Origin of the sequence: Chromobacterium haemolyticum DSM 19808, assembly GCF_000711885.1 — a bacterium.
In the GTDB taxonomy this organism is placed as follows: Bacteria; Pseudomonadota; Gammaproteobacteria; order Burkholderiales; family Chromobacteriaceae; genus Chromobacterium; species Chromobacterium haemolyticum.
This window is the reverse complement of the sequence record NZ_JONK01000033.1, coordinates 1-22,913: the sequence shown is the minus strand read 5'-3', so window position 1 is coordinate 22,913 and position 22,913 is coordinate 1. Positions and strand designations below refer to the sequence as shown.

23 protein-coding genes are annotated in these 22,913 nt (G+C 61.4%); 19 read left to right on the top strand and 4 right to left on the bottom strand.

What is annotated here, in order from left to right; genetic code table 11:
* Positions 1-66: 66 nt before the first annotated feature.
* The 17 genes from BR71_RS24850 to BR71_RS16760 all read left to right on the top strand — a co-directional run bounded on the left by BR71_RS24850 (position 67) and on the right by BR71_RS16760 (position 17,724).
* Positions 67-1,347 (top strand): tail fiber protein, encoded by a 1,281-nt coding sequence (locus BR71_RS24850; RefSeq protein WP_052370729.1) that lies wholly within the window; start codon positions 67-69, stop codon positions 1,345-1,347.
* Between the two features lie 116 nt (positions 1,348-1,463).
* Positions 1,464-2,162, top strand: a complete 699-nt coding sequence (locus tag BR71_RS16840) for a DUF1834 family protein (RefSeq protein WP_043640198.1) — start codon at positions 1,464-1,466, stop codon at positions 2,160-2,162.
* A gap of 75 nt (positions 2,163-2,237) precedes the next feature.
* Positions 2,238-3,659: a phage tail sheath C-terminal domain-containing protein gene (locus BR71_RS16835; RefSeq protein ID WP_043640195.1), complete on the top strand. Its 1,422-nt coding sequence runs from the start codon at positions 2,238-2,240 to the stop codon at positions 3,657-3,659.
* Positions 3,660-3,845: 186 nt separating this feature from the next.
* Positions 3,846-4,220 carry a hypothetical protein gene (locus tag BR71_RS16830; RefSeq protein WP_043640192.1) on the top strand — a complete coding sequence of 125 codons (375 nt, stop codon included), beginning with the start codon at positions 3,846-3,848 and terminating at the stop codon, positions 4,218-4,220.
* A gap of 128 nt (positions 4,221-4,348) precedes the next feature.
* A complete protein-coding gene (locus tag BR71_RS23735; RefSeq protein WP_081862715.1) occupies positions 4,349-6,097 on the top strand; it encodes a Tle-like phospholipase domain-containing protein in 1,749 nt (582 codons plus the stop codon).
* Entirely contained in the window at positions 6,097-7,404 is a 1,308-nt protein-coding gene (locus BR71_RS16825) for a DNA circularization protein (protein ID WP_043640188.1), read from the top strand. Before BR71_RS23735 ends, BR71_RS16825 begins: the two co-directional genes overlap by 1 nt.
* Complete coding sequence (locus BR71_RS16820; protein WP_043640186.1) at positions 7,388-8,446, top strand: phage baseplate assembly protein; 1,059 nt, start codon at positions 7,388-7,390, stop codon at positions 8,444-8,446. The genes BR71_RS16825 and BR71_RS16820 overlap by 17 nt, the downstream gene beginning before the upstream one ends.
* 19 nt (positions 8,447-8,465) lie before the next feature.
* Positions 8,466-9,089, top strand: a complete 624-nt coding sequence (locus BR71_RS16815; protein ID WP_043640174.1) for a phage baseplate assembly protein V — start codon at positions 8,466-8,468, stop codon at positions 9,087-9,089.
* Between the two features lie 177 nt (positions 9,090-9,266).
* Positions 9,267-9,617 (top strand): phage GP46 family protein, encoded by a 351-nt coding sequence (locus BR71_RS16810; RefSeq protein ID WP_043640171.1) that lies wholly within the window; start codon positions 9,267-9,269, stop codon positions 9,615-9,617.
* Entirely contained in the window at positions 9,617-10,681 is a 1,065-nt protein-coding gene (locus tag BR71_RS16805) for a baseplate J/gp47 family protein (RefSeq protein ID WP_043640167.1), read from the top strand. The genes BR71_RS16810 and BR71_RS16805 overlap by 1 nt, the downstream gene beginning before the upstream one ends.
* On the top strand, positions 10,678-11,256 hold the full coding sequence (locus tag BR71_RS16800; RefSeq protein WP_043640164.1) for a YmfQ family protein: 579 nt from the start codon (positions 10,678-10,680) through the stop codon (positions 11,254-11,256). Before BR71_RS16805 ends, BR71_RS16800 begins: the two co-directional genes overlap by 4 nt.
* 106 nt (positions 11,257-11,362) lie before the next feature.
* The gene (locus BR71_RS24845) at positions 11,363-13,111 is read left to right on the top strand and encodes a tail fiber protein (protein WP_081862714.1); all 1,749 of its coding nucleotides are present in this window, start codon (positions 11,363-11,365) and stop codon (positions 13,109-13,111) included.
* Between the two features lie 10 nt (positions 13,112-13,121).
* The gene (locus tag BR71_RS23050) at positions 13,122-13,703 is read left to right on the top strand and encodes a tail fiber assembly protein (RefSeq protein WP_052370728.1); all 582 of its coding nucleotides are present in this window, start codon (positions 13,122-13,124) and stop codon (positions 13,701-13,703) included.
* A gap of 705 nt (positions 13,704-14,408) precedes the next feature.
* The gene (locus BR71_RS16775) at positions 14,409-14,735 is read left to right on the top strand and encodes a hypothetical protein (RefSeq protein WP_043640161.1); all 327 of its coding nucleotides are present in this window, start codon (positions 14,409-14,411) and stop codon (positions 14,733-14,735) included.
* A 162-nt stretch (positions 14,736-14,897) separates the two neighbouring features.
* On the top strand, positions 14,898-15,899 hold the full coding sequence (locus BR71_RS16770; protein ID WP_043640152.1) for a hypothetical protein: 1,002 nt from the start codon (positions 14,898-14,900) through the stop codon (positions 15,897-15,899).
* A 231-nt stretch (positions 15,900-16,130) separates the two neighbouring features.
* Positions 16,131-17,129, top strand: coding sequence for a tail fiber protein (locus BR71_RS23045; RefSeq protein ID WP_081862712.1), 999 nt, complete (start codon positions 16,131-16,133; stop codon positions 17,127-17,129).
* 10 nt (positions 17,130-17,139) lie between these two features.
* Complete coding sequence (locus tag BR71_RS16760; RefSeq protein WP_052370725.1) at positions 17,140-17,724, top strand: tail fiber assembly protein; 585 nt, start codon at positions 17,140-17,142, stop codon at positions 17,722-17,724.
* A gap of 49 nt (positions 17,725-17,773) precedes the next feature.
* On the opposite strand, the gene BR71_RS16750 is transcribed toward BR71_RS16760, so the two are convergent.
* From BR71_RS16750 to BR71_RS16740, 3 genes are all read right to left on the bottom strand, one after another.
* The gene (locus BR71_RS16750) at positions 17,774-18,421 is read right to left on the bottom strand and encodes an alanyl-tRNA editing protein (protein ID WP_043640150.1); all 648 of its coding nucleotides are present in this window, start codon (positions 18,419-18,421) and stop codon (positions 17,774-17,776) included.
* Entirely contained in the window at positions 18,418-18,870 is a 453-nt protein-coding gene (locus BR71_RS16745; protein ID WP_043640147.1) for a GNAT family N-acetyltransferase, read from the bottom strand. The genes BR71_RS16750 and BR71_RS16745 overlap by 4 nt, the downstream gene beginning before the upstream one ends.
* Before the next feature lie 244 nt (positions 18,871-19,114).
* Positions 19,115-20,599: a C69 family dipeptidase gene (locus tag BR71_RS16740; protein ID WP_043640144.1), complete on the bottom strand. Its 1,485-nt coding sequence runs from the start codon at positions 20,597-20,599 to the stop codon at positions 19,115-19,117.
* Positions 20,600-20,893: 294 nt separating this feature from the next.
* On the opposite strand from BR71_RS16740, the gene BR71_RS24495 reads away from it, so the two are divergent.
* Both BR71_RS24495 and BR71_RS16730 read left to right on the top strand, forming a co-directional pair.
* Positions 20,894-21,193, top strand: a complete 300-nt coding sequence (locus BR71_RS24495; protein WP_157222248.1) for a superinfection immunity protein — start codon at positions 20,894-20,896, stop codon at positions 21,191-21,193.
* 137 nt (positions 21,194-21,330) lie between these two features.
* Positions 21,331-22,524: an amino acid aminotransferase gene (locus BR71_RS16730; protein WP_043640141.1), complete on the top strand. Its 1,194-nt coding sequence runs from the start codon at positions 21,331-21,333 to the stop codon at positions 22,522-22,524.
* A 155-nt stretch (positions 22,525-22,679) separates the two neighbouring features.
* Here the strand turns inward: BR71_RS16730 and BR71_RS16725 are convergent.
* Positions 22,680-22,913, bottom strand: a 234-nt coding sequence (locus BR71_RS16725; RefSeq protein WP_043640126.1) for a transposase, incomplete at its 5' end; no start/stop codon positions are given.

The window sequence follows — 22,913 nt, the reverse complement described above, 5'->3', positions numbered from 1 at the left end:
GTAACAACGCCAAGGCGCGATGCCGATTCTTCAACGTATTCAATTAACCCAGAGAAGGAGAATCAGATGTCGAACACGACTGTCTGTATCAAACCGCAATTCCAGGTCAATGTCCTGGGGCAAGCTGAAACCAACCCCGTGCGTATCGAAATGAATCAGGGCTGCTGCAACGACGGCGCAAACTCGGGCGCTTCGGTTCCGAGCGGCGCCATCCAGTATTTCGCCCGAAAGGAAGCGCCGGCAGGCTGGCTCAAGGCGGATGGCACGCTGGTGTCCAAACAGCAGTACGCGTCCTTGTACCAAGCCATTGGCGACATGTTCGCTAATAAGGAAATGGACGCGGATATCCAAGCGCTGCTCAAGTTTGACGATCGCAACAAACTGATCGATCTGGTCAGCGGTAAAGAGGCAGTGCTGGTAGGCTCCGCGAGCCAGAGCTCCGAACAAAGCAAATTCGGTAAAACCAGTCTGCAAACCAAGGCCAAGGGCAATTACGCCCGTTTCACTGTACAAAGCAAGTTCAACCCGGATGCTTTCACCATTGAAGGCTGGCATTACCCGATGTTCACCGGTCATCCCAATTGGGTCTTCGGCATGAACGCTTCGGCGCCTTGGGGCGAGATCGGCCTAGGTATCCACTCGCAGACCAAGGCACCAATGGTTTGGCTGGCCGGCCCAGGCTCCGGTTTCATCTGTGAAGGCGTGCAGGGCCTGGCCAATACTTTTCCCGAGACCCGCTGGTACCACATCGCGCTGTGTTACGACGGCGCGACCTATCGACTCTTTGTCGACGGCAAGCTGGTGTGGAGCTTGAAGACTGAGCTGAAGGTCAATATTCCGGACAACACCATTGTGTTTTCAGTAGATGGTCACGACCCGGTTTACGCCGACTCTGCCGGCGGCTACTTTCAGGATTGGATGATCTCCAAGAAATGCCGCTATCTGGTCGAGTTCACTCCGCCTAGCGAGCAGACCGGCTCCTCTCGCCCTGAACACACGGAGCTGTTTCAACTGCCCGACCTGCGTGGCGAGTTCATCCGCGGCTGGGATGATGGGCGCGGCGTGGATCTGGCTCGCAAGCTCGGCAGTGCGCAGAAAGGCACTCTGGTCGCCGTCAACGAGTACTTCAGCGACAACGAGCTCTACAACATCAGCACCAATGTGGGCACAGGGCAGGCCGCCGCCGGCACCGCCGCCTTCGGCGCGGATGTTCCAGACCTGGCGGGCTACCCAGGCCTGGAAATGCACTACGTAACCGGCGTCAAGGGCGCGCTGAGCAACTACGTCAGCTCGGTCGGCGCAGCTCGCCCGCGCAACATAGCCCTCTTGGCCTGCATCAAGGCCTGATCCTCCCCGGCCGCGCCCGCGGCTAGCCCATTCCACTGACATCGCTCAGCTAAGCCCACAACCGCGGGCGCGAGACAATAGCCTTATCGATAAACCGATGAATCATTGAGGAAATCATGTCCCAGCTGATCCAACTGCAAGACGCCATCGCCGACCGCCTGCGCCAGGGTCTGGGCCGCATGGTGCGCGAAGTGGCGGCCGACTTGGACGAAACCGGGCTCTGCGGGCTGGATCTGGCGCAAGGCCGTCACCAAAGCCGGCTGACGCCGGCGGCGGGCAGTCCGGGCCTGAATCCGCAGGCGCTGGCGCGCTTGCCGGCCTTGTGGACCGTAGCCGGCGGCGTCACCGCCTGCCAGCCCTCGGCCAGCCAACGCCAGCGCTACAAGACGCAGGCCCGTTTCACCGTCATTGTCGGAGATCGGCTGCAGGCGGATCGCGGCTACGCCGGCGCCGGCGTCTGGCAGCTGGTTTACGCGGTGCGCCGCTTGCTGGCGGCTCAGGATTTCGGCCTGGCGGTGTCGCCCTTGATGCCCGAGCAAGTGCGCCCTCTGGGCCAGGCGCAGCGCGACGGCGAACCGTGGAGCCTAGTGGCCTGCGATTTCGCCACTCACTGGCTGGACGAAGCGCTGGACAACGGCCATTGGCCGTCGCCTCAGGGCGAGGCCGATCCGGACCAGTTGTTCGCCCGCTTTGGCGGTCGGCTGGAAGGCACCGCCGCCGAATGGCGCAGCACCCGGCTGGATTATCGCTTGGACGGCAAGCCGGGCGTCAAAGCCCAGGATGTCGTGCTGCAGCCCAAGCCGCCCGTTAGTTGATTTTTCGCAGCATCCCGTCGCGCCGTCCGGCGCGGCGACTTTTCCCCAACCGCATCAATCAGGAGCCCATACTTTATGGCCAGCCCCAACATCAGCTTCGACCAGATTCCGGCGTCCATCCGCAAGCCGGGCAAATACTTTGAGTTCAACACCAAGCTGGCGGTGCGCACCCTGCCGGGCAACCCGCAACGCGTACTGGTGATCGGCCAGCGTTTCGCCGACGCCGCTCAGCCGGCTCTGGCCGCGCTGGACGTGTTCAGCGACGAGCAGGCCGCCCAGGCTTTCGGCCGCGGCTCCTACGCCCACCTGCTGGCCCGCGCCGCCATCAACGCCAACCCCTATCTGCAACTGAGCGTGATCTCGGTTGACGACGCGGACAGCGCCGCCGCCGCCGTCGGCTCCTTCACCTTTACCGGCCCGGCCACCGGCGCCGGCGTGGCCAGCCTGTTTATCGGCGGCCGCCGTATCGACGTGGCCGTGGCCGCCGGCGACGACGCCGCCAAAATCGCCGCCGCCGCCAAGGCCGCTGTAGATAAGTTGGCGGATTTGCCGGTGACCGCCGCGGTCGCCAAGGAAGTGCTGACCCTCACCGCCCGTCACAAGGGCGCCGCAGGCAACGCCATCACGCTGAAAGCGCAGGAACAGATTGCCGGTCTTGGCATCACCGTGGGCGCGATGAAGGGCGGCGCAGCCGATCCGGACATTGCTCCGGCGCTGGCTGCCGTGGTGAGCGGCGGCCACCACATTGTGGTCAACCCGTTCAATAACGACGCCGCTTTCACCGCGCTGCGCACCCATCTGGACTTCGTGTCCGGCCCTATGGAGCAACGCGGCGCCATCGGCGTGGTCGGCGCCGTCGGCGCGCTGTCGGAAGTCAGCGCCGTCGCGTCCAAACTGGCCTGCGGCCGCGTGAGCGCCGCCTGGTATCGCGGTTCCTCCAAGCTGCCGGGCGAATTGGCCGCCGCTTACGCCGCGGTGATCGCCAGCGAGGAAGATCCGGCCCGTCCGCTGAATACCCTGGAACTCAAAGGCCTGGACGTAGTGGAACTGGCCGCCCGCACCAGCCGCACCGAGCAGGAAAACGCGCTCTACAACGGCGTGACTCCGCTGGAAGTAGGCCCGGGCGAACGCGTGCAGATCGTGCGCTCCATCAGCACTTACACCAAGGACGCCCAGGGCGTGGACGATGTGTCGCTGCTGGATCTGACCACGATCCGCACCCTGGACTACGTGCGCCGCGCCTGCCGCGAACGCGTGGCCTTGCGTTTCCCGCGCGAGAAGCTGTCCGACCGCACCCCGTCCAAGGTCCGCTCTGAGCTGCTGGACGTGCTCTACAAGCTGGAAGAGCTGGAAATCATCGAGGCGGTGGAAGCGAACAAGGACGGCCTGATCGTCGAGCGCGACGCGCAAGACGTGAACCGTCTGGACGCCAAGATCCCGGTGGACGTGGTCAACGGCCTGCATGTGTTCGCCGGCCGCATCGATCTGCTGCTGTAAGCGGCGCGGGGTAAACGCGCCGGGTGCTCTGCGTCGCCTTGCCGTAGCAAACCCACGGTCCGCGGCGGCGCGGCTGACCCCTGCGCTTTTACCCGAGCGGACCAAGTTTTCCCCGTTAACGCTTGATCCGGCTGCCCGCCGCCAAACCGGCCGGGCCGCCCACATGAAACCGAAAAGGACATTCACATGGCTTTGAAAGAATACGCAGGTTCGATCGTACTGGAAGTCAACGGCCAGGAAATCGACGTCATTGATCTGAACGTCAGCAGCAAGACCGGCCGCAAGCTGGTGAAAACCATGAACAGCAGCGGCCGCGCCCGCGGCTTCGCGCGCGGCATCTCGGAATACGAGCTGTCCGTCACCGTCTCCATCCCGCTGTCCGGCGAGCTGGACTGGGAAGCGATCGAAGGCGCCAAGCTGACCGAGTTCCCCGCAGCGCCAGGCGGCAAGCGCACCAGTTACCTGGACTGCTTCACGCTGGAAGTGGGCGAAAAATACGGCGTGGAAAGCGAAGCGCGTCGCGATATCAAGCTGTTGTCGCTGCGTAAAATCATTGAGTAATTAAATGAAGTAACTGTTTAGCTTGGCCGGTGGAATTTTTTCCACCGAGCCGGCTTATTCTACGCGCTTCAATACTTCTAAATATCAAGTCCAAACATGGGCTTGCCATGGCTATGCTTGGGGGTTAAATGACTTCATCTGTTAGAAACGATGCATTGCTCGGAGAGTTTTCTAAACTAGCCTACAAGGATGAAGAAACCATTGTTAAAGCGCTAGCAAGCGATCCGAAGTTTAAAGATTGGGAGCTAAATCTATGGCCTAAAGTAGAGGGTTCCTTCGCCGCTGTCTCGTTTCGTAATAAAAATGATGGTCAAATAGTGATTGCATACCGTGGAACAGATGATTTAGGAGATGTGTCAGGAGCTGATTTAAACATTGCACGTGGACGTTATGATGAACAGTTTCGCCAGGGGATGGATTTTGCACGGCAGATAAAAAAAGAAGCTGGGGAAAATGCAAATATTCTAGTAACAGGACACTCTTTAGGTGGCGCAATTGCACAAGCAGTATCCCAATCTTTTGGCTTTGATGGAGCAACGATAGATCCTGCTGCTGCAGGTGCTGTGGTTAAAACTCCGCAGTATAAAGAAAAGAATAAGAGTTTGGGCTTGCCTGCAGTAGGGAAAGGCATGCCGAAGACGTTTAAAAACTATGTGGTTGATGGTAGTGCCGTTTCTGGTTTGACTGGGCCGCATCTAGGGTCAAAAACTACGTTGCCGAAAGCAGAGATGACGTGGAAGCAAAAAATACCAGGCGCTATTGTAGGGGGGGTGACAGGTCAACTGCTAAGTGCAGCTATTGACCAAGTTGAGAACAGACACTCTTCTGATCATGTGTCAGAACAGCTTAATATTTTGGCTGGGAAAGAAAAAAAACCTATTGCTGCAATAAAAAAAGAAGCTGATACCTCACCTAAAGCTGGCGTGACAAGGTCAGGAAATAGTCGTGAGTCTCAAACTATTGTCGGCTTGCTTTCCAGCGTTGGTAAGACTCGAACTTATCAAATGAAAGATGGCTCAGTGCAAACCAGAAGTGATGGCACTGTCTCATGGCGTAATAATAACCCCGGTAACCTGAAATTCGGTTATGCCGGAAGTGCTGATAAAACAGATAAGAGTAAGCGCAGTAAAAAACAAGCCCTCTCTGATGCAAGTAAACGCTATCAGGGTGTAATAGACCTTGATCAGTGGGGGAATGCCATCTTTGAAACAGAGGCTGCTGGACGTGCAGCGAAGTCTCAATTGTTGACTAGACAACATGGCAATAAAACCATTGAGCAAATGTTGCCAAAATATGCAATTTCCGATTACTCAGGAACGGCAGATGTGGCTGCTTATGCAAAAAATATTCATAAGTTGGCTGCAAGTCGGAACTTGGATTTACATGGGAAAAAGATTAAGGATCTGAAGCCCAACGAGTTTGAAGCTTTGCTAGATGGCATGAAAAAGGTGGAAGGCTTTAAACAAGGAAGAATCGAAGTTTCTTCTAACGGCCATAAATCGATAGAGCAAAAGCCATCGAAACAGCCTGCTGAAATCGTTAAGCCACCGGCTTCAGTTGGCAAGCCAGCTAAGGCTGTGACACCCAAGCCTGCGGGGAACAAACCTGCAGCCGGCAAAGCCATTGCAGCAAATAAAAGGGCGACCCCAAGCTCAGAGGCTGTAAATGCTGTTAAGGGAGGCAATCCCACGGCAATGGCGGCAAAGGTAGATCAAGAGGTCCCTGCATTACAAGCGCTTCTTAGCCAGCTCCAATCTACCCTGGCTCAGCTCAGCAGTGTGCTGTCCCAACCCATCCAAGTCACCGTCGACGTCCAAAACGGCAATATCGTCGCCGCCGTCAACGCCGCCAATAGCCAACAACAAAGGAGAAGCTGATGTTCAATCTCGGTCTGTTTACCGGCTCCGCCGCCGGCGCGCTGGTGGACGCCAGTTTTCGTGGTGTGCGCTTTGAATGCCTGCGCAGCGTGGACAGCGCCCAGCGAGACCAGGCGATGCACGAATACCCTTATCTGGACGGCGCCGACGTAGAAGACCTGGGCCGCAAGGCGCGCAAGGTATCGCTTAGCGTCTTCTTCTGGGGCCGCGATTATCAGCAGCGGCTACGTGACTTTGTCGCCGCGCTGGACCAGGCCGGGCCGGGCGAATTGATTCACCCGGTATTTGGCAGCATGCCCAAGGCTCAGGTGCTGGATTACCAGATCAGTCACGAGGCCGACGCGCCGGACTCCTGCACGGTGGAAGTGAACTGGGTGGAGGCCACGCCGGGCAATCCCTTTTTCGCCAGCCAGCATCCCCTGCAGCAGGTCGAGGCCATCAGCGCCTTGGCGGCCAAGGCGCGCAGTTTGGGCGGCGAGGCCTTCGCCAAGGCTCAGGGCCTGTTGCAAAACGCCAATACGGCGCTGACTCGCCTGGGCGCGCTGCGCGTGCGCTTGAGCGACACCGTGCGGCAGCTTGCCGGCATGGCGCAGCAAGGCATTGCCCAGGTGGTGGACTTGTTGGCCTACCCGCAAGCCTTCATCGGCCAGGTGACGTCCTTGGTGGACGAGGTCGCCAATTGGCGTTTTGGCGTCAAACTGGATATCTGGCCGGGCCTGAAGTGGGAGGCGGAAGCCAAGCTGCCGCAGGCCACTCTGGCTGATTGGAACGCGATGAAGGACAGGCTCAACGGCGTGTCCAAGAAAATCGGCCGCGCGTCCGATACCTTGAACCAAGCCGGTAAGGCGCTGGAAGTATGGACCGAGGACGAGATTCGCATCGACGCCTTGCTCAAACTGACGGTATCCACCTCAATGGCGAACGCCGCCGCCGACCTGTTCCGTTCGGAAGCCGCACAACCCACGTTGACGCCGCCGGCGCTGGAGCAAGTGGCGGGCGACGTGCGCGCCACGCTGCAACAAACCATAGAGCAATGGCGCAAGGCGCTGCCGGGCGAGGACGCGCGCCAGGTGATTGAAAGCCTGCGGGATTTGGGCCTGCAGGTGCAACGCAGCGCCGCCGGCCTGGTGGCCGCCAAACCGCCCATCGTTACCCGTAAAGTGGAGTCCGCCGCCAATCTGCGTCAGCTGGCCCACCTGTGGTACGGCGACAGCGGCCGCGCCGCCGAACTGCTGCGCTTGAATCCGCAGCTGGCGCATCCCAACCATCTGCAAGCAGGAGAGCTGATCCATGGCTACGCCCGCTAAGCCCGCGTCGGACAAAAACGAGGTCAGTCTGCAGATCGCCGGCAAGACCCATCGTTACTGGACCCAGTACAGCATCGATTCCGATCTGACCGTGGCCGCCGACGCCTGGCAGGTGTCGCTGGGCCTGCCCGGCGGCGAGGTGCCGCCGGCGGTGGAGCCTGGTGCCGAGGTCAAAGTGCTGGTGGGCGCGGACGTCGTGCTGCTGGGGCGCGTGGACGACATCAGCCACAGCATAAGCGCCGGCAGCCATCAGCTGACGCTGTCGGGCCGGGACCTGGCCGGCATGTTGCTGGACTGCAGCGCGCCGTTGCTTACCGGCAAGGGCATGACGTTGAGCGATGTGCTGGAGAACGTGATCAAGCCGCTGGGCGTCAGCCGCCTGCGCGTGGACGCCAAGGGCAATGGCCAGATCGAGAAAATCAGCGTGGATCCGGGCAACAGCGCCTGGGACGTGCTCACCCGCGCCGCGGCGGCCAACGGCCTCGTCGCCTGGTTCGATCCGGACGGCACTCTGGTGGTGGGCGGCCCGGATTACAGCGCGCCGGCCAAGGCCAAGCTGATCTTGCGCCGCGACGGCAAGGGCAACAATGTGCTCAGCCTGATGGAAACCCGCTCCCACGCGCCGCGCTACTCGCAGCTAACCCTGCTGGGCCAGGGCCACCGTCAGGCCTTGACCCCGGGCAGACACGATCTCAAGCACCAGTCCGCGGACCCGGATGTCCGCTATCACAAACCGCGCATCGTGGTGGAGCCGGACGCCGCCAACCCGGCGGAACTGGCGGCGCGCGCGGACAAAATGCTGGCCGACGCGCGGCTGGCCGGCTACACCCTCAGCGCCACCGTGGCCGGCCACCGCAACAGCGCCGGCGAGTTGTGGACCCCCGGGCAGCGCATCCAGGTGGAAAGCGAGCCGCACGGCATCAAGGGCTGCACTTATTTCCTGATGGCGCGCACCTTCAGCGGCGGGCGCGGGCAGGGCTGCACCACCCGGCTGACGCTGAAAGAGGACGGCCGCTGGCTGCCGGCGATGCACAAACGCTGACGATAGAAAGGTTGAAACGATGTGGAATGACGTAGACCAAAGAATCCGCCGCGCCTTCAGCAATGTGAGGCAAGGCTTTCGCGCGGTGCTGACCCGCGTGGACAGCGCCGGCGATGTGCAAACCGTGCAGGCCGACGCCTTGGCCGGCGAGCAGTTGCAGGACGCAGAACTGTTTCAACACTACGGCTACAGCGCCAATCCGCCGCCGGGCAGCATGGCGGTAGTGCTGCCCTTGGGCGGGCGCAGCAGTCACGGCGTGGTGATCGCCACCGAGCACGGCAGCTACCGGCTGAAACAGCTCAAACCCGGCGAAGTGGCGCTGTACAGCGACGAAGGCAGCAAGATCGTGCTCAAGCGTGGCCGCTTGATTGAGGTGGAGTGCGACACCTTCAGCCTGCGTTGCAAGAACTGGCAGGTCAACGCCAGTGAACAAGCCAGCTTCACCACCCCCACGCTCAGCACCAGCGCGCAGCTGGTGGCCCAAGGCCAGATCAACGGCAACGGCGGGATGGCCATTCAGGGCGGCAACGGCGCCAGCGTCAAGGGCAGCGTCACCGTGAGCGGCGACGTGGTGGCCGGAGGCAAGAGTCTGGTGGGCCACCAGCATAACGGCGTGCATGGTACGACCAGTCCGCCGTTGTAAGAACCTGTTTACGATCTGCTGCGCGTCAGCGATACAGCGTTGAAAACTTACCCTACATGCATTCAGTTTCTTCTGCCGTTTTCGCCAAGAGCGCCGTTGATATCGCTTGGTGGAACGCCTGCCGGCACTGACCCGCGTCCCTTATCCCCAATCCTTTCAAACCCGGAAAATAACGCCATGGACCCTCTATTGGACCCCATTACCGGCGATTACGCCGGCGGCGCCACCGACACCCTGGCCAACGCCGTCTACCTGAGGTTGATGACCCCGCTGGGTGGTTGGTGGGCCGATCCCGAACTCGGTTCCCGCCTGCACCTGTTGTCCCGCAGCAAGGACAGCAGCCAGATCGACCTGCTGGCCTGCCAATACGCCGAGCAAGCCTTGCAGCCGCTATTGCGCGACGGCCGCGCTCGCCGTGTCGGCGTTGAGGCGCAGCGTCCCGGCAGCGGCCGTTTGCTGCTGTTGGTCGAAGTGGAAGAGGCCGGCGGCCAGACCCGACATTTCCAACACCACGTGAGGATAGCCTGATGCCCCTGTCCACCCCGGATTTTGAAACCATACGCGGCGCGCTGCTGCGCGATCTGCAAAACCTGCGCGCCGACGCCGACGTCGGCCCCGACAGCGATTTCTACGTGCGCGCCAGTTCGGTCGCCAGCGCGGTGGAAGGCTTGTACCAGCATCAAAGCTGGATCGCCCGCCAGATCTTTCCGGACAGCGCCGACCGCGACTATCTGGAACAGCACGCCCGTGTGCGGGGCCTCAGCCGCAAGCCTCCGGTGGCGGCCAAGGGCCTGTTGCAACTGAGCGGCAATCCCGGCGCGGGTTTCGCCGCCGGCCTGAAAGTACGGCTGGGCGAGCAGCTCTACACCACTCAGGCCGGCGGCCAGCTGGATGTGGATGGCCAGGCCCGCGTGGCGGTGGCTGCCGATCTGCCCGGCCTGGCCGGCAACGTGCCGGCCGGCACGGTTGCCGAACTGATGGCCGCGCCCAGCGGCCTGGCTAGCCGCGTCAGCTTCGTCAACATGGACGGCGGCGTGGACGAAGAGGACGACGCCGCCCTGCTGGCGCGGCTGTTGGAACTGATCCGTCGTCCGCCGGCGGGCGGCAACCGCCACGATTACCGCCGCTGGGCGCTGGAAGTGCCGGGCGTGTCCGCCGCCTACGTCTACCCGCTGCGCCGAGGCCTAGGCACCGTGGACGTGGTGATCACAGCCCAGAACAGCCTGCCTTCGGCCGACACCCTGGCCGCGGTGCAAGCCCATATTGAAGACCTGCGCCCCGTCACCGCCAAAAACTGCCTGGTGCTGGCGCCCACACCGCGGCCGGTGGACATTGAAGTGGGGCTGGCGGTGGACGGCACCACGCTCCAGGCGCTTACCGAACCGCTGCGCCAGGTGTTGGCCGCCCACTTCTCCAGCCTGGCCCCCGGCAGCAAGCTGTACAAGAGCAGGCTGGAGGCTTTGATCTCCGACCTGCCCGGCGTGGTGGACCGCCAACTGCTGTCGCCTGGCGTCAATATCGAGCCGACGGTAAACGAAACAACGGTGGAATGGCTGCGCCTGGGCAAACTCACGGTGAAGGGGATGCAATGAGCCCGCAAACCCCGCATAGCGAACTACTGACGCGCTTGCTGCCGCCGGTCAGCTACAGTCCTGACGGGCCGCGGCTGCAAGCCGAACTGGGCAGCGAAGGCGCGGCGCTGGACCGGGCGCAGAACAGCGCCCGGCAGTTGGTGGGCGCCACCACGCCGCTGCTGGCCGAAGGCCTGCTGCCGGACTGGGAGCGGGTTTGCGGGCTGACCCCGCCGACGGACGCGCCCTACCAGCAGCGCCAGCAGGCGGTGTTGGCCAAGCTGGCGGAAACCGGCGGCCTGTCCATCCCGTACTTCACCCGGCTGGCGGCTGGCATGGGCTACCGCATCGCCATCAGCGAGCCGCAGCCCTTCCGCGCCGGCATCAACCGCGCCGGTCAGCAGCTGTGGACGGCTGACATCCCCTGGGTGTGGCAAGTCACCGTGTTCGGCGCCAAGACCCGGCCGTACTTCTTCCGCGCCGGCCAGTCGCTGGCGGGGGAGCGTCTCACCACCTTCGGCGATCCGCGGCTGGAAGACCTGTTCAAGGACCTCAAGCCGGCCCACACCCACGTTTACTTCGCCTACCAGCCTTAAACCGCGCTCCCGCGCGGCCCCTCCCGCCGTATCCCCCTTCCCCTCACAGCCCCGTCCTCAGCGGGCGGGAGCCTGTGCTCTTTATCCTTTTCCTCAGGAGCGCCTCATGCAAGAAACCATCAAGCCCATTCCCACGCCTGACAAGTTGTTTCACGACGGCAACCCGGTCAGTGGCGAACTTGGCACCATCGTCAGCGCTGAATGGCTGAATGGCATGCAGTCCGCCGCGCAGGCCACTCAGGACGAAGTGCTGGCCGTGATCAAGGACAGCGGCCAGAGCGCCGATCCCAAGCGCAAGGACCAACTGCTGCAGGCGGTCAAGCAGATTGCCTGGGGCGGCAACAACAAACCAACTACGTTGGCAGGCTATGGCATCACTGACGCTTTGCCGTTGAAACCGGCGTTGGGTGTGGTGGATCTGAACGATATGATCGCTCCCGGCATCTATAATCAGCGTGAAAACGCCAAAGCTACCAGCGGCAAGAACTATCCAATGCCCTATGCGGGCAAGTTGCAAGTCTATGCCGATGAGGAGATGGTGTATCAGAGCTATCAGGCTTATAACAATGCTGGCATCTGGTACCGCTGTTGTTACTTGGGTAATTGGGCGCAGTGGCAGAAACAGGCCGACGCCGCTTCCACGTTGGCCGGTTACGGCATTACCGATGGCGCGACCAAGGCCGAGTTGAAGGCCGCGGTGGATGGCGTGGTCAACGGCGCGCCGGGCGCGCTGGATACCTTGCAGGAGTTGGCTGCGGCGCTGGGCAATGACAAGGACTTCGCCGCCACCATCACCAACAAGCTGGCCGGCAAGGCGGATAAGGCCGATTCGCTGGCGGGTTACGGTATCAATACTTTGGCGTTGTCTACCCCGCAGACCGTGCATGTTCAAAAGACCACACCGAATAACTACGACGCAAATATATTCAGCAGCGGCACGATGGAACTGCGCTCCGCCGGCGTGGATTTCCCATCTTTAGGCCTGCATCGGCCGGGATATAGCGCGGTGGCCTTGGTACACATGAACTATGGCGATGACACACTGGTGTTGAAGGAAGCTACGGGGAATGAGTTCCGGGTATGGCATGCCGGGAACGATGGACAGTTTCTCAAAAAGCGCCGTTTCCGTATTGATCCGCAGGATGGGACCTCTCTGGATACCTCTATCACCGGCGGGGAAATGGGATTCAACTATGGCACCTCCAGCGGCGTTACCGGCCCGTTCATTGCCTTTGGTGGGCTGGGAGGCCAGATTGACTACTCCTGCCAACTGACTGCCGACTATCAGCGGGGAAGCACCATGCGTTTTCGTACCCGCAACGACGACGCCAAGCGCTGGAACCCCTGGCATACCTTGATACATGACGGCCATCTGACCGGGCAAGTCGCCTACTTTGCCACGGGCGATGCGCCGGAGGGCTGGCTGAAGGCCAACGGCACCGCGGTAAGCCGAACCGAATACGCCGCTTTATTCGCGGCGATAGGCACCAGGTTCGGCGTTGGGGATGGGGCGACTACGTTTAATCTGCCTGACTTGCGAGGGGAATTCATCCGTGGTTGGGATGATGGGAGAGGGGTCGATGCGGGACGTAATCTGGGGGCATCTCAGAATCCTACCTACATTCGCAATTTGATCGACAAGTTGAGTGGAAGTTATCCGGTAGGTACTTCCGCCATCGGGGCTTGGAATACGGAGGGGTGGTCCACCAATGTCGAGGGCAACAAAACACCCACGGATCTGAGCAATACCACTTTCTACGTTGCAGCTGCCTCTGCTGTCCCTGGCGGTGGAGATAATGGGGCTTTTTCCACACGTCCCCGCAACGTCGCTCTGCTTGCCTGCATCAAGTTCTAAGGAGACCCTCATGCAAGAAATCAAAAACAAAACCGTCTACGCTTACCACCCGCAAACCGGGGAATATTTGGGGGGCACACAGGCGGACCTGTCTCCGTTGGAAAAGGATGTCTGGCTGCTGCCGGCTCATAGCACCGAACAACAGCCGCCGGTTGTTGCGGAACGTCAGACCGCAGTATTCCGCGATGGCGGCTGGGAGGTCATGCCGGATTGGCGTAGTACCAAACTGTGGAGCCAGCAGACCGCGCAACCGGTCCAGGCCAAGCTGGGCGAGACCCCGGACAGCTTGCGTGCCACCTTGCTGGAGCCCTGCGAGTTTGCGGCTTGGGATGGCAAAGGCTGGATCATCAACAAGGCGGCCCAGGCAGCGGCTCTGGCGGCGCAAACTCAAGCACAGTTGAAGCAGCGTATGGCCGAGGCCTATGCCAGCCGCCGTCCCTTGGAGGATGCGGCGGAAATCGGCATGGCGACGGAAGCGGAGTTGGCGCGGCTGCTGGGGTGGAAGCGTTACTGCGTTGAGCTGTCACGTTTGCCGGAGTTGGCGATGTGGCCACGGCTGGTGGAGGCGGACTGGCCGAAGCAGCCAGCCTGACCCAGAGTTAAAGAATCAAAACGGTAGCCGCGCGCTGCCGTTTTTTGTTTAGAGCCGCTAACAAAACCTCGCAGCGTACCTGAGCCAAGGCGCGCCGACGCAGGCAGTACAAGTGGTACGACAAGGAGGCGCAACGCAGGATCAGGGGTTTTGTTAGCGGGTCTTAAGCCACTGTGGAGTGTTGTCTGATCCATTGGGGCAGGAGGGATAGAACCTTGCTACGTTTCAGAAACAGGAGGGACCAAGTACGAGCTCCGCTTATAGCTCACGCACCATATATGTCTTGCTAAAGGCGATTCGCCAGATTTTGCACAGGGTATAGCGGTTTTTACGGTACTCTCCGCCCCCGGCCCGTCGCCGCCTTGACGCTCCCGCCATCCCCCCTTACTCTCGCCCTTGCGCTGTGACAATCCACAGCCGCGGGACTGGGAGGTCCTATTTTCAACAGGGTAGTCGGTCGCTGGGTAAGCGGCTGGCTACGTCCATGCGTCTGCCGCAAGCAGGGCAGGCCATGGCACTGAGTCCCCGCAAGGGGGCTGCCGTTCCTGTTGCGGTCCTCCCACTTTGTCATGAGCCTGCCCACGCCTTCCGCGCGTGCCGCGCAGGCATCCTTATGCAGATGTTTGTGGAGGCCACAATGAATATATTTATTTTCTGCCGACAACACCCTCGTCATCCCCGGTCCGTAGCAACAGAGGCCCAGCCATGAGGGCCCCCATCGCCAAGCTGGAACTGTCGCGCTTGCAGCAGCTGCATGAGCAGATCAAGCAACTGCGCATCATCACCGCTGGTCAGGACGAAGTCTATGACCTGGTCAAGCTTTTGGAGCAGCGCTACTTGCAGGCCGATGAAGGCCTGATCCATGGCATCCTCCACGTTCACGCCGCCAACCAGGGCCTGCACGCACTGATGACGCTGCTGCAGGACAGCCAGGAGAATAAGCAAGTCAATTGCGATCAAATGGCGGCGCTGCTGGAGCCTATCCGCCAAGAGTTGCAAGCCGGCTTTGTACAGATTTCCGATGTGATATAAGGCAGAGCGCCGTGGTTACAGCCGCGGCGTTTTGTCATCACGCACTGACATTCGTCGGCTGCCGGCCCATGCACGCTTCCCGCAAAATCCCCTCCAATCCTTTCAGTAACGACACCTGTCATCGGCCATGGCCGATTCTTCATTTCCGCGGGAGGCGATTCCATGCAAGAAGCACTCAAGCCCATCAACACGCCGGACGCTTTGTTTCATGACGGCAACCCCACCACTGGCGAGCTGGGCACCATTGTCAGCGCCGACTGGTTGAACAACCTGCAACTAGCGACGCGCTCAGCCCAAGAAGAGCTGATCTCGCTGATCAAGGACAGCGGCCAGACACTGGACGCCAGCCGCAGGGATCAGCTGCTACAGGCGGTGAAGCAATTGGCTTGGGGTGGCAATAGCAAGCCCACCACGCTGGCGGGCTACGGCATTAGCGACGGCGCCACCAAGGCCGAGGTGTCGGTCAAGGCCGACAAGGCCAGCACCCTGGCGGGTTACGGCATTCGGGATGGCATTACCGTGGCCATGCTGCCACGTCGCAACCTGCTGGCGGATGGCGGCCGTTTCTTTGATCCGTTCACGCCCGAGGGCATCGTGCAGGCACGAACCAACCAGATTACCGCACCGTTTGCCACGACCATGCATGCTGTTTCCTATAGCCAGAGTGTTGGTTCGGTGGGGCGTTTCATTCACGATAATGGCTCGTATGAGGGCGCGGGTCCGAAGTTGGCGCAGCCAGTTTTGGACTTGCTGAATGGCATGGGACGTGATCAAAAGCGCTATGGTTACGAGTTTCATATTGCCGAGTTGCGGTGCGCCGCATTGACTTATTCGCCAGTGCTGATTGATGGCAAGAATATGGCGGTGGCGATGGCGTATGGGGTTGGCACTGAAGGGCCGGTCACTTTTATGAACTGGCTGCGTTGCATCAGTGGGTCTATCTACTATGATTACGGCCAATATCGTAATGGCAAGCCCATGGAGAACAGGCGCATCACGCCAAGTGATGGCTGGGTGCACATGGCCGGGGTGGCGGAGTGGGGCGGCGGCTACAGCATCAGCCATGTTTATGCCGAGAATAACTCGATCTTCCAACTGGCCTTGCCGTCGGCCGTATCCGGCAACCATCTTGGCTATGTGCACAAAGCGCCGATCGCGCCGTAAACCACTTTCGCTTTCAGTGATGGCAATCCCACGGGATTGCCATTTTTTTTGCCCGCGCACCACTGACATCCGTCCACTGCTGACGCGCGTCGCTTCCCGGCAAAATCACTGTATTGATTCACTAGCGAAGCAGGTCAGCGGGTAGTTTGCTAATCACCCGCCCGGCCCGGAGTCCGCCCCAAGCCGCCAGCCCGGCCAGCGGGCCAACCCTGTAAATGGAGCGAGAGCGCGATGCAAAATACGATGAAGCCGATCAACAGCCCGGACGGGCTGTTTCATGACGGCAACCCCTACACCGGCGAACTGGGCACGGTGGTGACCTCGGAATGGCTGAACAATGTCCAGTCCGCCGCCCAGTCCAGCCAGGACGAGTTGTTGACGGTGATCCGCGACAGCGGCCAGAGCGCGGACCCGGCGCGCAAGGACCAGTTGCTGCAAGCGCTGAAGAAGCTGGCTTGGGGAGGCAACAGCAAGCCCAATACGTTGGCCGGTTACGGCATCACCGACGCCTTGCCGTTGAGTGGCGGCAAGATGGATGGCCGGGTGGATTTTCAGCCTAACTCTCGCTTCCTGGCCGAGGGCGGCAAGGAGGGTGGCCAACTGCAACTGCAAGCGCCACAAAGCGACACCAAGCTCAACGACGTGAATATCGACGTCTGGGGCAACCAGTTCCGTGTATTTAACAACGATGGCGTCAAGGCCCGCGGTTTTTACGTGGACCTGACCCAATGCGAGGACGGTCCGACCACCAATTTGCTGACCATGTCCGGTGCGCCGGGCCTGGTAGCTCATTTTGCGATGCCTTACGCGCCGCCTGGCTGGTTGAAGTGCGATGGCTCACCGGTCAGTCGTAGTACTTATCCGGCCTTGTTCGCCGCGATTGGGACAACGTATGGGGCAGGGGATGGCTCGACGACGTTCAGTCTTCCGGATTTACGTGGAGAGTTTATACGAGGTTTTGATGATGGGCGGCGGGTGGATAATGCGCGAGCGCTCGGTTCATTTCAATCCCAAAGCATAGAGGCCCATGGGCATGGAATCACCACGATAGAGGTGTTCAACATGGCTGCATTTACCATCAATGACAACTCTGGAGACGGCATTGTTTCGGCAGACAATTCCGGGCCTGGGATAAGCAATTTGCGAATAGGGCGTTATTTCTCTGAGCGTACCGGTGCATTAGAAACCCGCCCCCGCAACATCGCCCTGCTCGCCTGCATCAAATACTAAGGAAACCGCCATGCAAGAACGCAAACAGAAAACCGTCTACGCCTACCATCCGGAAACCGGCGAGTATCTGGGCACCACCACGGCGGACTTGTCGCCGCTGGATGTTGAGGAAACCTGGTTGATTCCGGCCAACGCCACCGAGCAGGAGCCGCCACAGGCGGGGGAGCGGCAGGTAGCGGTCTACCGTGATGGCGGCTGGCAGCTGGCGGTGGATTTCCGCGCCCTCAAGCTGTGGAGCAAGGCCAGCGCGCAGCCGGTGACGGTGCAAATCGGCGATACGCCGGATAGTCTGCAAGCTACCGAGCTAGAGCCGCCGGCCTTCGCGGTATGGAACAAGAAAGCCTGGGAAGTGGATGCCGACGCAGAGCGCGCGGCGCTGACGGCGCAGGCGCAGCAGGAGCTGCAGCAGCGCTTGGCTACTGCTTACGCGCAGCGCCGGCCCTTGGAGGACGCGCAGGAGCTGGGGCTGGCGACGGCGCAGGAGCAAGGCTTGCTGAGCGCATGGAAGCGTTACTGCGTTGAGCTGTCGCGCCTGCCGCAGCGGGCCGCTTGGCCGCGGTTGAGCGAGGCAGACTGGCCGAGGCTGCCGGCCTGAGGATTTGAAGTAAAGCGCCGTTCCACGTGAAACCACCCGCGCCGATTTTTCATGGCCGTGCCAGCGTGATTTCCACTCTTTCCTTGCCCTGGCCCACGTTTTTGCGTTTGAGCTTTAGTTCTCCCACTTCGCCGCTGCGCCGCAAATGGGTGCCGCCGCAGGGCACGCGGTAAAGGCCGGGCAGTTCCCAGTAGCGGCGCTGCTCGGCTTCGTTGGAATAGGCGCTGACGATGGCGAGATCGGCGTCTATCAACGCCTGCACCTTGGCGGCGATGGCGGGCAATAGAGGGGTGATGGGCTGCGCCAGCGCAAAATCGATGCGTGCCTTGTTCTCGGCGATGTGGGCGCCAATCTTCTCGGCGTCGGGCAGCTCGCGGCAAATGGTTTCCAGTACCAGTTCGGCGGCGAAGTGCAGCCGCATCAGCCGGTAGCGGCGCGGCCAGTCTATCGCCACCGTCACCGCGTCGCCGGCGCTCAGGTCATGGCCGTCCGGCAGGGTGTAGGCGATGTCCAGGCCCTGTTTCTCCGCGCGCAGCACCGGCAGCCCGGCGATGCTGCCGGCGTCGCTTTCCTGGCCGCCGGAGAAGGCGTAGAAGACGGTGGCGTCCAGCCAGACCTGAGGGCCGTCCACCCGCGCCACCGTGGTGTGCAGCTCGGTCTGGTAGGGATCGGCCCAGAACTGTTTGCGCACGCTCATGCCGCGCTTCCGGCGTCCGCCGCCAGCCGTTGGTAAACCTCGGCGTCCAGCCGCTCCATTAGCCGCTCCGGCCGCGACAGCGCGCCAAAACCGAACTGAGCGTACAGGCCGTGGGCATCGGCGGTGGCCAGCAGCATACGGCGCAGGTTCTGCAGGCCGGGGTGGGCATTGACCGCCGCCATCAATTGCTTGGACACGCCCTGGCCGCGCCAGGCTTCGACCACGAACACGTCGGCCAGATAGCCGAAGGTAGCGTAGTCGGTGATCACGCGGGCGAAGCCTATCTGTTCGCCGTCGGCGGCGTAGGCGCCGAAGCATAGCGAATGGGCGAGCGAGCGCTCGAAGATGTCGCGGGGCAGTTGGCGCGCCCAGTAGGACTGTTCAGACAGGTAGCGGTAGATACGCTCGCAGTCCAGCCGCGCGGGGTCGGTGTCGATGTGGAGGATCATGGCGCAGCCAGCCGGGCGAGGGGAATGCCATAAAGATAACACGCTCGGGCTGGCGGGAGCGGACCGGCTTGCCGGCGCCGCTCCCTGCTGTTAGTCGCTTAGAGTCTGTTCATAATCTGCTGCGCTTCGTGAGGCGTGACACGGTGAGTACCGCTTCGAAATGCTCATGTACCACTTGACCATTCCGCTTTCTCAGCCGTTTTCGCCTTGTCTCGCTCTTGCTCGCTAGATTTTGAACAGGCTCTTATAGATTTTTGATTTTTTCCAGCTCCTCCGGGCTGTACTTCTTCTCGCTGGCCTTGGTCAGGTCGGTGAGCAGGCCGGCCTGGACGTCGCGCGCCGATTGCACCGCGCTCAGCATATTGCCGCCGCTCCATTGGCCGGCGAAGCCGATGGCGGTTTGCGGCTGGCTGGCGTAGAGGCTGGTCAGCATCGCGTCCACCGCCGGCTGCTGGCCCTGGAACTGCTGTTCCAGCCGCGTCTGCCATTGCGCCAGCACCGGCAGATACTTGTCCGGCTTGGCCTGGGCCAGCGTGGCGTTGGCGCGGAAGGCCCAGTAGGCGGAGCTGCTTTCGTAAGTGGCCACGCCGGCGCGCAGCGGCGCGGGGATGTCCTTCATCGCGTTTTCGTACATCGGCACCAGCACCGCGCCGGCCGGGCTGCCGAAGGATTGCCAGGTCAGCGCCGCCAGCTCCTTGGGCAGGCCGGCGCGCAGCTGGATGACGTGGGTTTCTATGGTGCGGTCCACGCCCATCGGCCGGTCCGCGTCCTTCAGTTTGGCCAGCGCGGTGCCGTGGAAGGTGGCGCGCAGCACCTTGGCCACGTCGGCCACCGCTATTTTGCGCTCAGGCTTCAGCGTCAGCGGGTATTGAGTCTGCCGCGTGGCTTGGCGCAGCCCCGGGTTCAGCAGGTGCTGGCCCAGCCATTCGCGGTCCACATTGTATTTGTCGCCGACGACGCCGAAGGCCTGGGCGAAGTTGAAGCGCTTGGCGTCTACTTTGGCCAGCAGCTGGTGTTTGGCGGTGAACTCGGCCAGGCCGGGGCTGGCGATCACATTGGCGCGGTCGGCGAGGTCGATGTCGTGCAGGCGCAGGCCGTTGGCCACCATCAAGTAACTATCCTGAGGCACGCGGTAGGCCAGCCAGTGGTGGCTGGAGCCGATCTCCATGTACCAGGCTTCGTTCGGATCGGCGATCAGCACGCCGTTGCCTTCGCCGGCGCCATATTGGTTGAGATAGCGGCCCAGCAGCTCCACGCCTTCGCGCGCGGTCTTGGCCTGCGGCAGGATCAGCGAGGGAATCACCGCTTCCACCACGCCGTTGTCCAGCAAGGGGTCCGCTTTTTTGGCGCGGGCGTTGATTTCCGCGCTATTGGTGGCGGATACCGCCACATTGAATTCATTGACGCCGCGTTCCTCGTACAGCCCGTCGCCGCCTGCGGTGTCGCCGTTCCAGTCCATCAGTCCGCTGTAGCGGTAGAACTGTGCCGGAGCCGGCACTTTCAGGCCGTTTTTGAAGCTCAGCGTTTCCTCCTTGGCCGCCGCGCGCGCCGGGTGAAGCACCAGGCGCTTGTTCCAGTTATTGATGTAATAATCCTCGTTGCGGGCGATGATGATGGAGCCATCGGCGGAGGCCTGTTTGCCGACGATCAGCGATGAGCAGGCGTCGGCGAGCGGAGCGGCCAGCGCAAGGGCGGTGGCCAGGGCAAGCAGGGTAGGGCGCGGCGTCATGATGCATTCCTCTTATGGAGCGGTCAGTCGCGGGGGGTGACGGCTCGTGGCGGCCGCGCGCTTTGCGTGCGGCGGTTTGGCGGTGAGGGCAAGCAGATTGTAGGCAGATGGTTCGCGTTAGTTGAAATGAGAATCCCATGCTTGCCTGATGCATATCAATCTTGCGCTGTTTCATTAAAATGTGGCGCAAAGTGTCTGATTTATGCAATTGATTTTGCCATCCGGACGGAAGTCTTATTAAGCTTGGCATTTCATTGTGGCGGCGTGTTCCGCCGCGGCGGGAACGGAAGGAATATGAAAATACTGACGATGGCGCGCAAGCTGTTCTTCACGGTGCTGGCCGCGGCCTTGGCGCTGTGGGCTTACGGCGCTTACAGCGGCGAGCCGCAATGGCAGCAATGGGCGATGTATCTGGGCAATGCGCTGGCCCTGGGCGGCGCCTACCTGGTGCCTACCCTGACCGCGGCGCTGGTGGGCAGCCCAAGGCTTAAGCTGGTGGCGGCGCTTAACGTGCTGGGCGGTTGGCTGATCCTGCCCTGGATCGCGGCGATGATGCTGGCGCTCAAGCGTGACGATCTGGCGGCCGGATCCTGAATCCGTCTGGCACAATAGCGTGTTATTACCGCCCCGTTCAGAGGGCGGCGTAAGAACCTGTTCACGAAGCGCAGCAGACTATGAACCGGTTCTGAATGATTGCACGAGGCGATACCACACTACTCAAGGAGAAACGCATGTTCCAGCACGTCGACGCCTACGCCGGCGATCCCATCCTGTCGCTGGTCGACGCTTTCGGCAAGGACCCGCGCGGCGACAAGGTCAACCTCAGCATCGGCCTGTATTACGATGAGCAGGGCCGCATTCCGCGTCTGAACGCGGTGCAGCAGGCCGAGGCCAAACTGGCGGCTCAGCCGACGCCGCCCTGCACTTATCTGCCGATGGATGGTCTGCCGGCCTACCGCAAGGCGGTGCAGGAATTGTTGTTCGGCGAGGGACACCCGGCGCTGGCCGCCGGCCGCGTCGCCACCATCCAGACCCTGGGCGGCTCCGGCGCGCTGAAAGTGGGCGCGGACTTCCTCAAACGGTATTTTCCCGACGCCCAAGTGTGGGTTAGCGATCCCACCTGGGATAACCACGTGGCCATCTTCGAAGGCGCCGGCATCGCGGTGAACCGCTATCCCTATTTCGACGCGCAAACCCGCGGCGTGAACTTCGCGGCGATGCTGGACACGCTGGAAACCCTGCCGGCCGGGAGCATCCTGCTGCTGCATCCGTGTTGCCATAACCCCACCGGCTCGGACCTGGACAATGCGCAGTGGGACCAGGTGGTGGCGCTGGCCAAGCGCAAGCAGCTGATTCCCTTCATGGACATTGCCTACCAGGGCTTTGGCGCCGGCTTGGATGAGGACGCTTACGCCATCCGCGCGATGGCCGACGCCGGCGTGTCCTTCCTGGTCAGCAACTCCTTCTCCAAGATCTTCTCGCTGTACGGCGAGCGCTGCGGCGGCTTGTCGGTGGTGTGTCCGAACCAAGCCGAGGCGGAGCTGGTGTTGGGCCAGCTAAAGGCCACGGTGCGCCGCAACTACTCCAACCCACCCACCACTGGCGCGCGCTTGATCGCCACGGTATTGGGCGATGCCGAGCTGAAAGCGCTGTGGGTATCCGAGGTGAACGAGATGCGCGGTCGCATTCTGGAAATGCGCGGCATTCTGGTGGAAGTGCTGAAGCAGGCGCTGCCGGAGCAGGACTTCGCCTATCTGGTCCATCAGCGCGGCATGTTCAGTTACACCGGATTCAGCCAGGCGCAGGTGGATGCACTGCGCGAGCGTTTCGGCGTTTACCTGGTGGGTACCGGCCGGATGTGCGTGGCCGGCTTGACCCGCGCCAACGCGCCTTATGTGGCCAAGGCTTTCGCCGCGGTGCAGTAAGAGCCTGTTCAAAGTCTGCTGCGCTTCGTGGAGCGTTGCACGGTGAGTACAAGCATCAAAATGCTCATGTACCCCTCGTACACTCTGCTTTTTCGCTCGTTTTCGCCTTGTCTCGCTCTGGCTCGCGAGACTTTGAACTGGCTCTAAGAACCTGTTTACGATCTCCGGAGCAATAGAGCCAGGAAAGCCAAGTGGATGAACTGCAAGCTGGTATTGAGTTTCCGCTCACAGTTCTTCCACAGCCTTCTGCTCTTTTCCAACCAAGCGAAGCTGCGCTCCACAATCCATCGTTTTGGCATCACCTTGAACGTATGCAGCTCGCTTCTCTTCGCGATCTGTACCGTCACATACCCGCCCAGAATCTCCCGCACTCCCTGCGCGAAGGGCTG

Bases quoted from the DNA above. Each gene is read 5' to 3' on its own strand.
- BR71_RS24850 (WP_052370729.1), top strand. From the start codon at position 67: ATGTCGAACACGACTGTCTGTATCAAACCGCAATTCCAGGTCAATGTC.
- BR71_RS16840 (WP_043640198.1), top strand. From the start codon at position 1,464: ATGTCCCAGCTGATCCAACTGCAAGACGCCATCGCCGACCGCCTGCGC.
- BR71_RS16835 (WP_043640195.1), top strand. From the start codon at position 2,238: ATGGCCAGCCCCAACATCAGCTTCGACCAGATTCCGGCGTCCATCCGC.
- BR71_RS16830 (WP_043640192.1), top strand. From the start codon at position 3,846: ATGGCTTTGAAAGAATACGCAGGTTCGATCGTACTGGAAGTCAACGGC.
- BR71_RS23735 (WP_081862715.1), top strand. From the start codon at position 4,349: ATGACTTCATCTGTTAGAAACGATGCATTGCTCGGAGAGTTTTCTAAA.
- BR71_RS16825 (WP_043640188.1), top strand. From the start codon at position 6,097: ATGTTCAATCTCGGTCTGTTTACCGGCTCCGCCGCCGGCGCGCTGGTG.
- BR71_RS16820 (WP_043640186.1), top strand. From the start codon at position 7,388: ATGGCTACGCCCGCTAAGCCCGCGTCGGACAAAAACGAGGTCAGTCTG.
- BR71_RS16815 (WP_043640174.1), top strand. From the start codon at position 8,466: ATGTGGAATGACGTAGACCAAAGAATCCGCCGCGCCTTCAGCAATGTG.
- BR71_RS16810 (WP_043640171.1), top strand. From the start codon at position 9,267: ATGGACCCTCTATTGGACCCCATTACCGGCGATTACGCCGGCGGCGCC.
- BR71_RS16805 (WP_043640167.1), top strand. From the start codon at position 9,617: ATGCCCCTGTCCACCCCGGATTTTGAAACCATACGCGGCGCGCTGCTG.
- BR71_RS16800 (WP_043640164.1), top strand. From the start codon at position 10,678: ATGAGCCCGCAAACCCCGCATAGCGAACTACTGACGCGCTTGCTGCCG.
- BR71_RS24845 (WP_081862714.1), top strand. From the start codon at position 11,363: ATGCAAGAAACCATCAAGCCCATTCCCACGCCTGACAAGTTGTTTCAC.
- BR71_RS23050 (WP_052370728.1), top strand. From the start codon at position 13,122: ATGCAAGAAATCAAAAACAAAACCGTCTACGCTTACCACCCGCAAACC.
- BR71_RS16775 (WP_043640161.1), top strand. From the start codon at position 14,409: ATGAGGGCCCCCATCGCCAAGCTGGAACTGTCGCGCTTGCAGCAGCTG.
- BR71_RS16770 (WP_043640152.1), top strand. From the start codon at position 14,898: ATGCAAGAAGCACTCAAGCCCATCAACACGCCGGACGCTTTGTTTCAT.
- BR71_RS23045 (WP_081862712.1), top strand. From the start codon at position 16,131: ATGCAAAATACGATGAAGCCGATCAACAGCCCGGACGGGCTGTTTCAT.
- BR71_RS16760 (WP_052370725.1), top strand. From the start codon at position 17,140: ATGCAAGAACGCAAACAGAAAACCGTCTACGCCTACCATCCGGAAACC.
- BR71_RS16750 (WP_043640150.1), bottom strand. From the start codon at position 18,421: ATGAGCGTGCGCAAACAGTTCTGGGCCGATCCCTACCAGACCGAGCTG.
- BR71_RS16745 (WP_043640147.1), bottom strand. From the start codon at position 18,870: ATGATCCTCCACATCGACACCGACCCCGCGCGGCTGGACTGCGAGCGT.
- BR71_RS16740 (WP_043640144.1), bottom strand. From the start codon at position 20,599: ATGACGCCGCGCCCTACCCTGCTTGCCCTGGCCACCGCCCTTGCGCTG.
- BR71_RS24495 (WP_157222248.1), top strand. From the start codon at position 20,894: ATGAAAATACTGACGATGGCGCGCAAGCTGTTCTTCACGGTGCTGGCC.
- BR71_RS16730 (WP_043640141.1), top strand. From the start codon at position 21,331: ATGTTCCAGCACGTCGACGCCTACGCCGGCGATCCCATCCTGTCGCTG.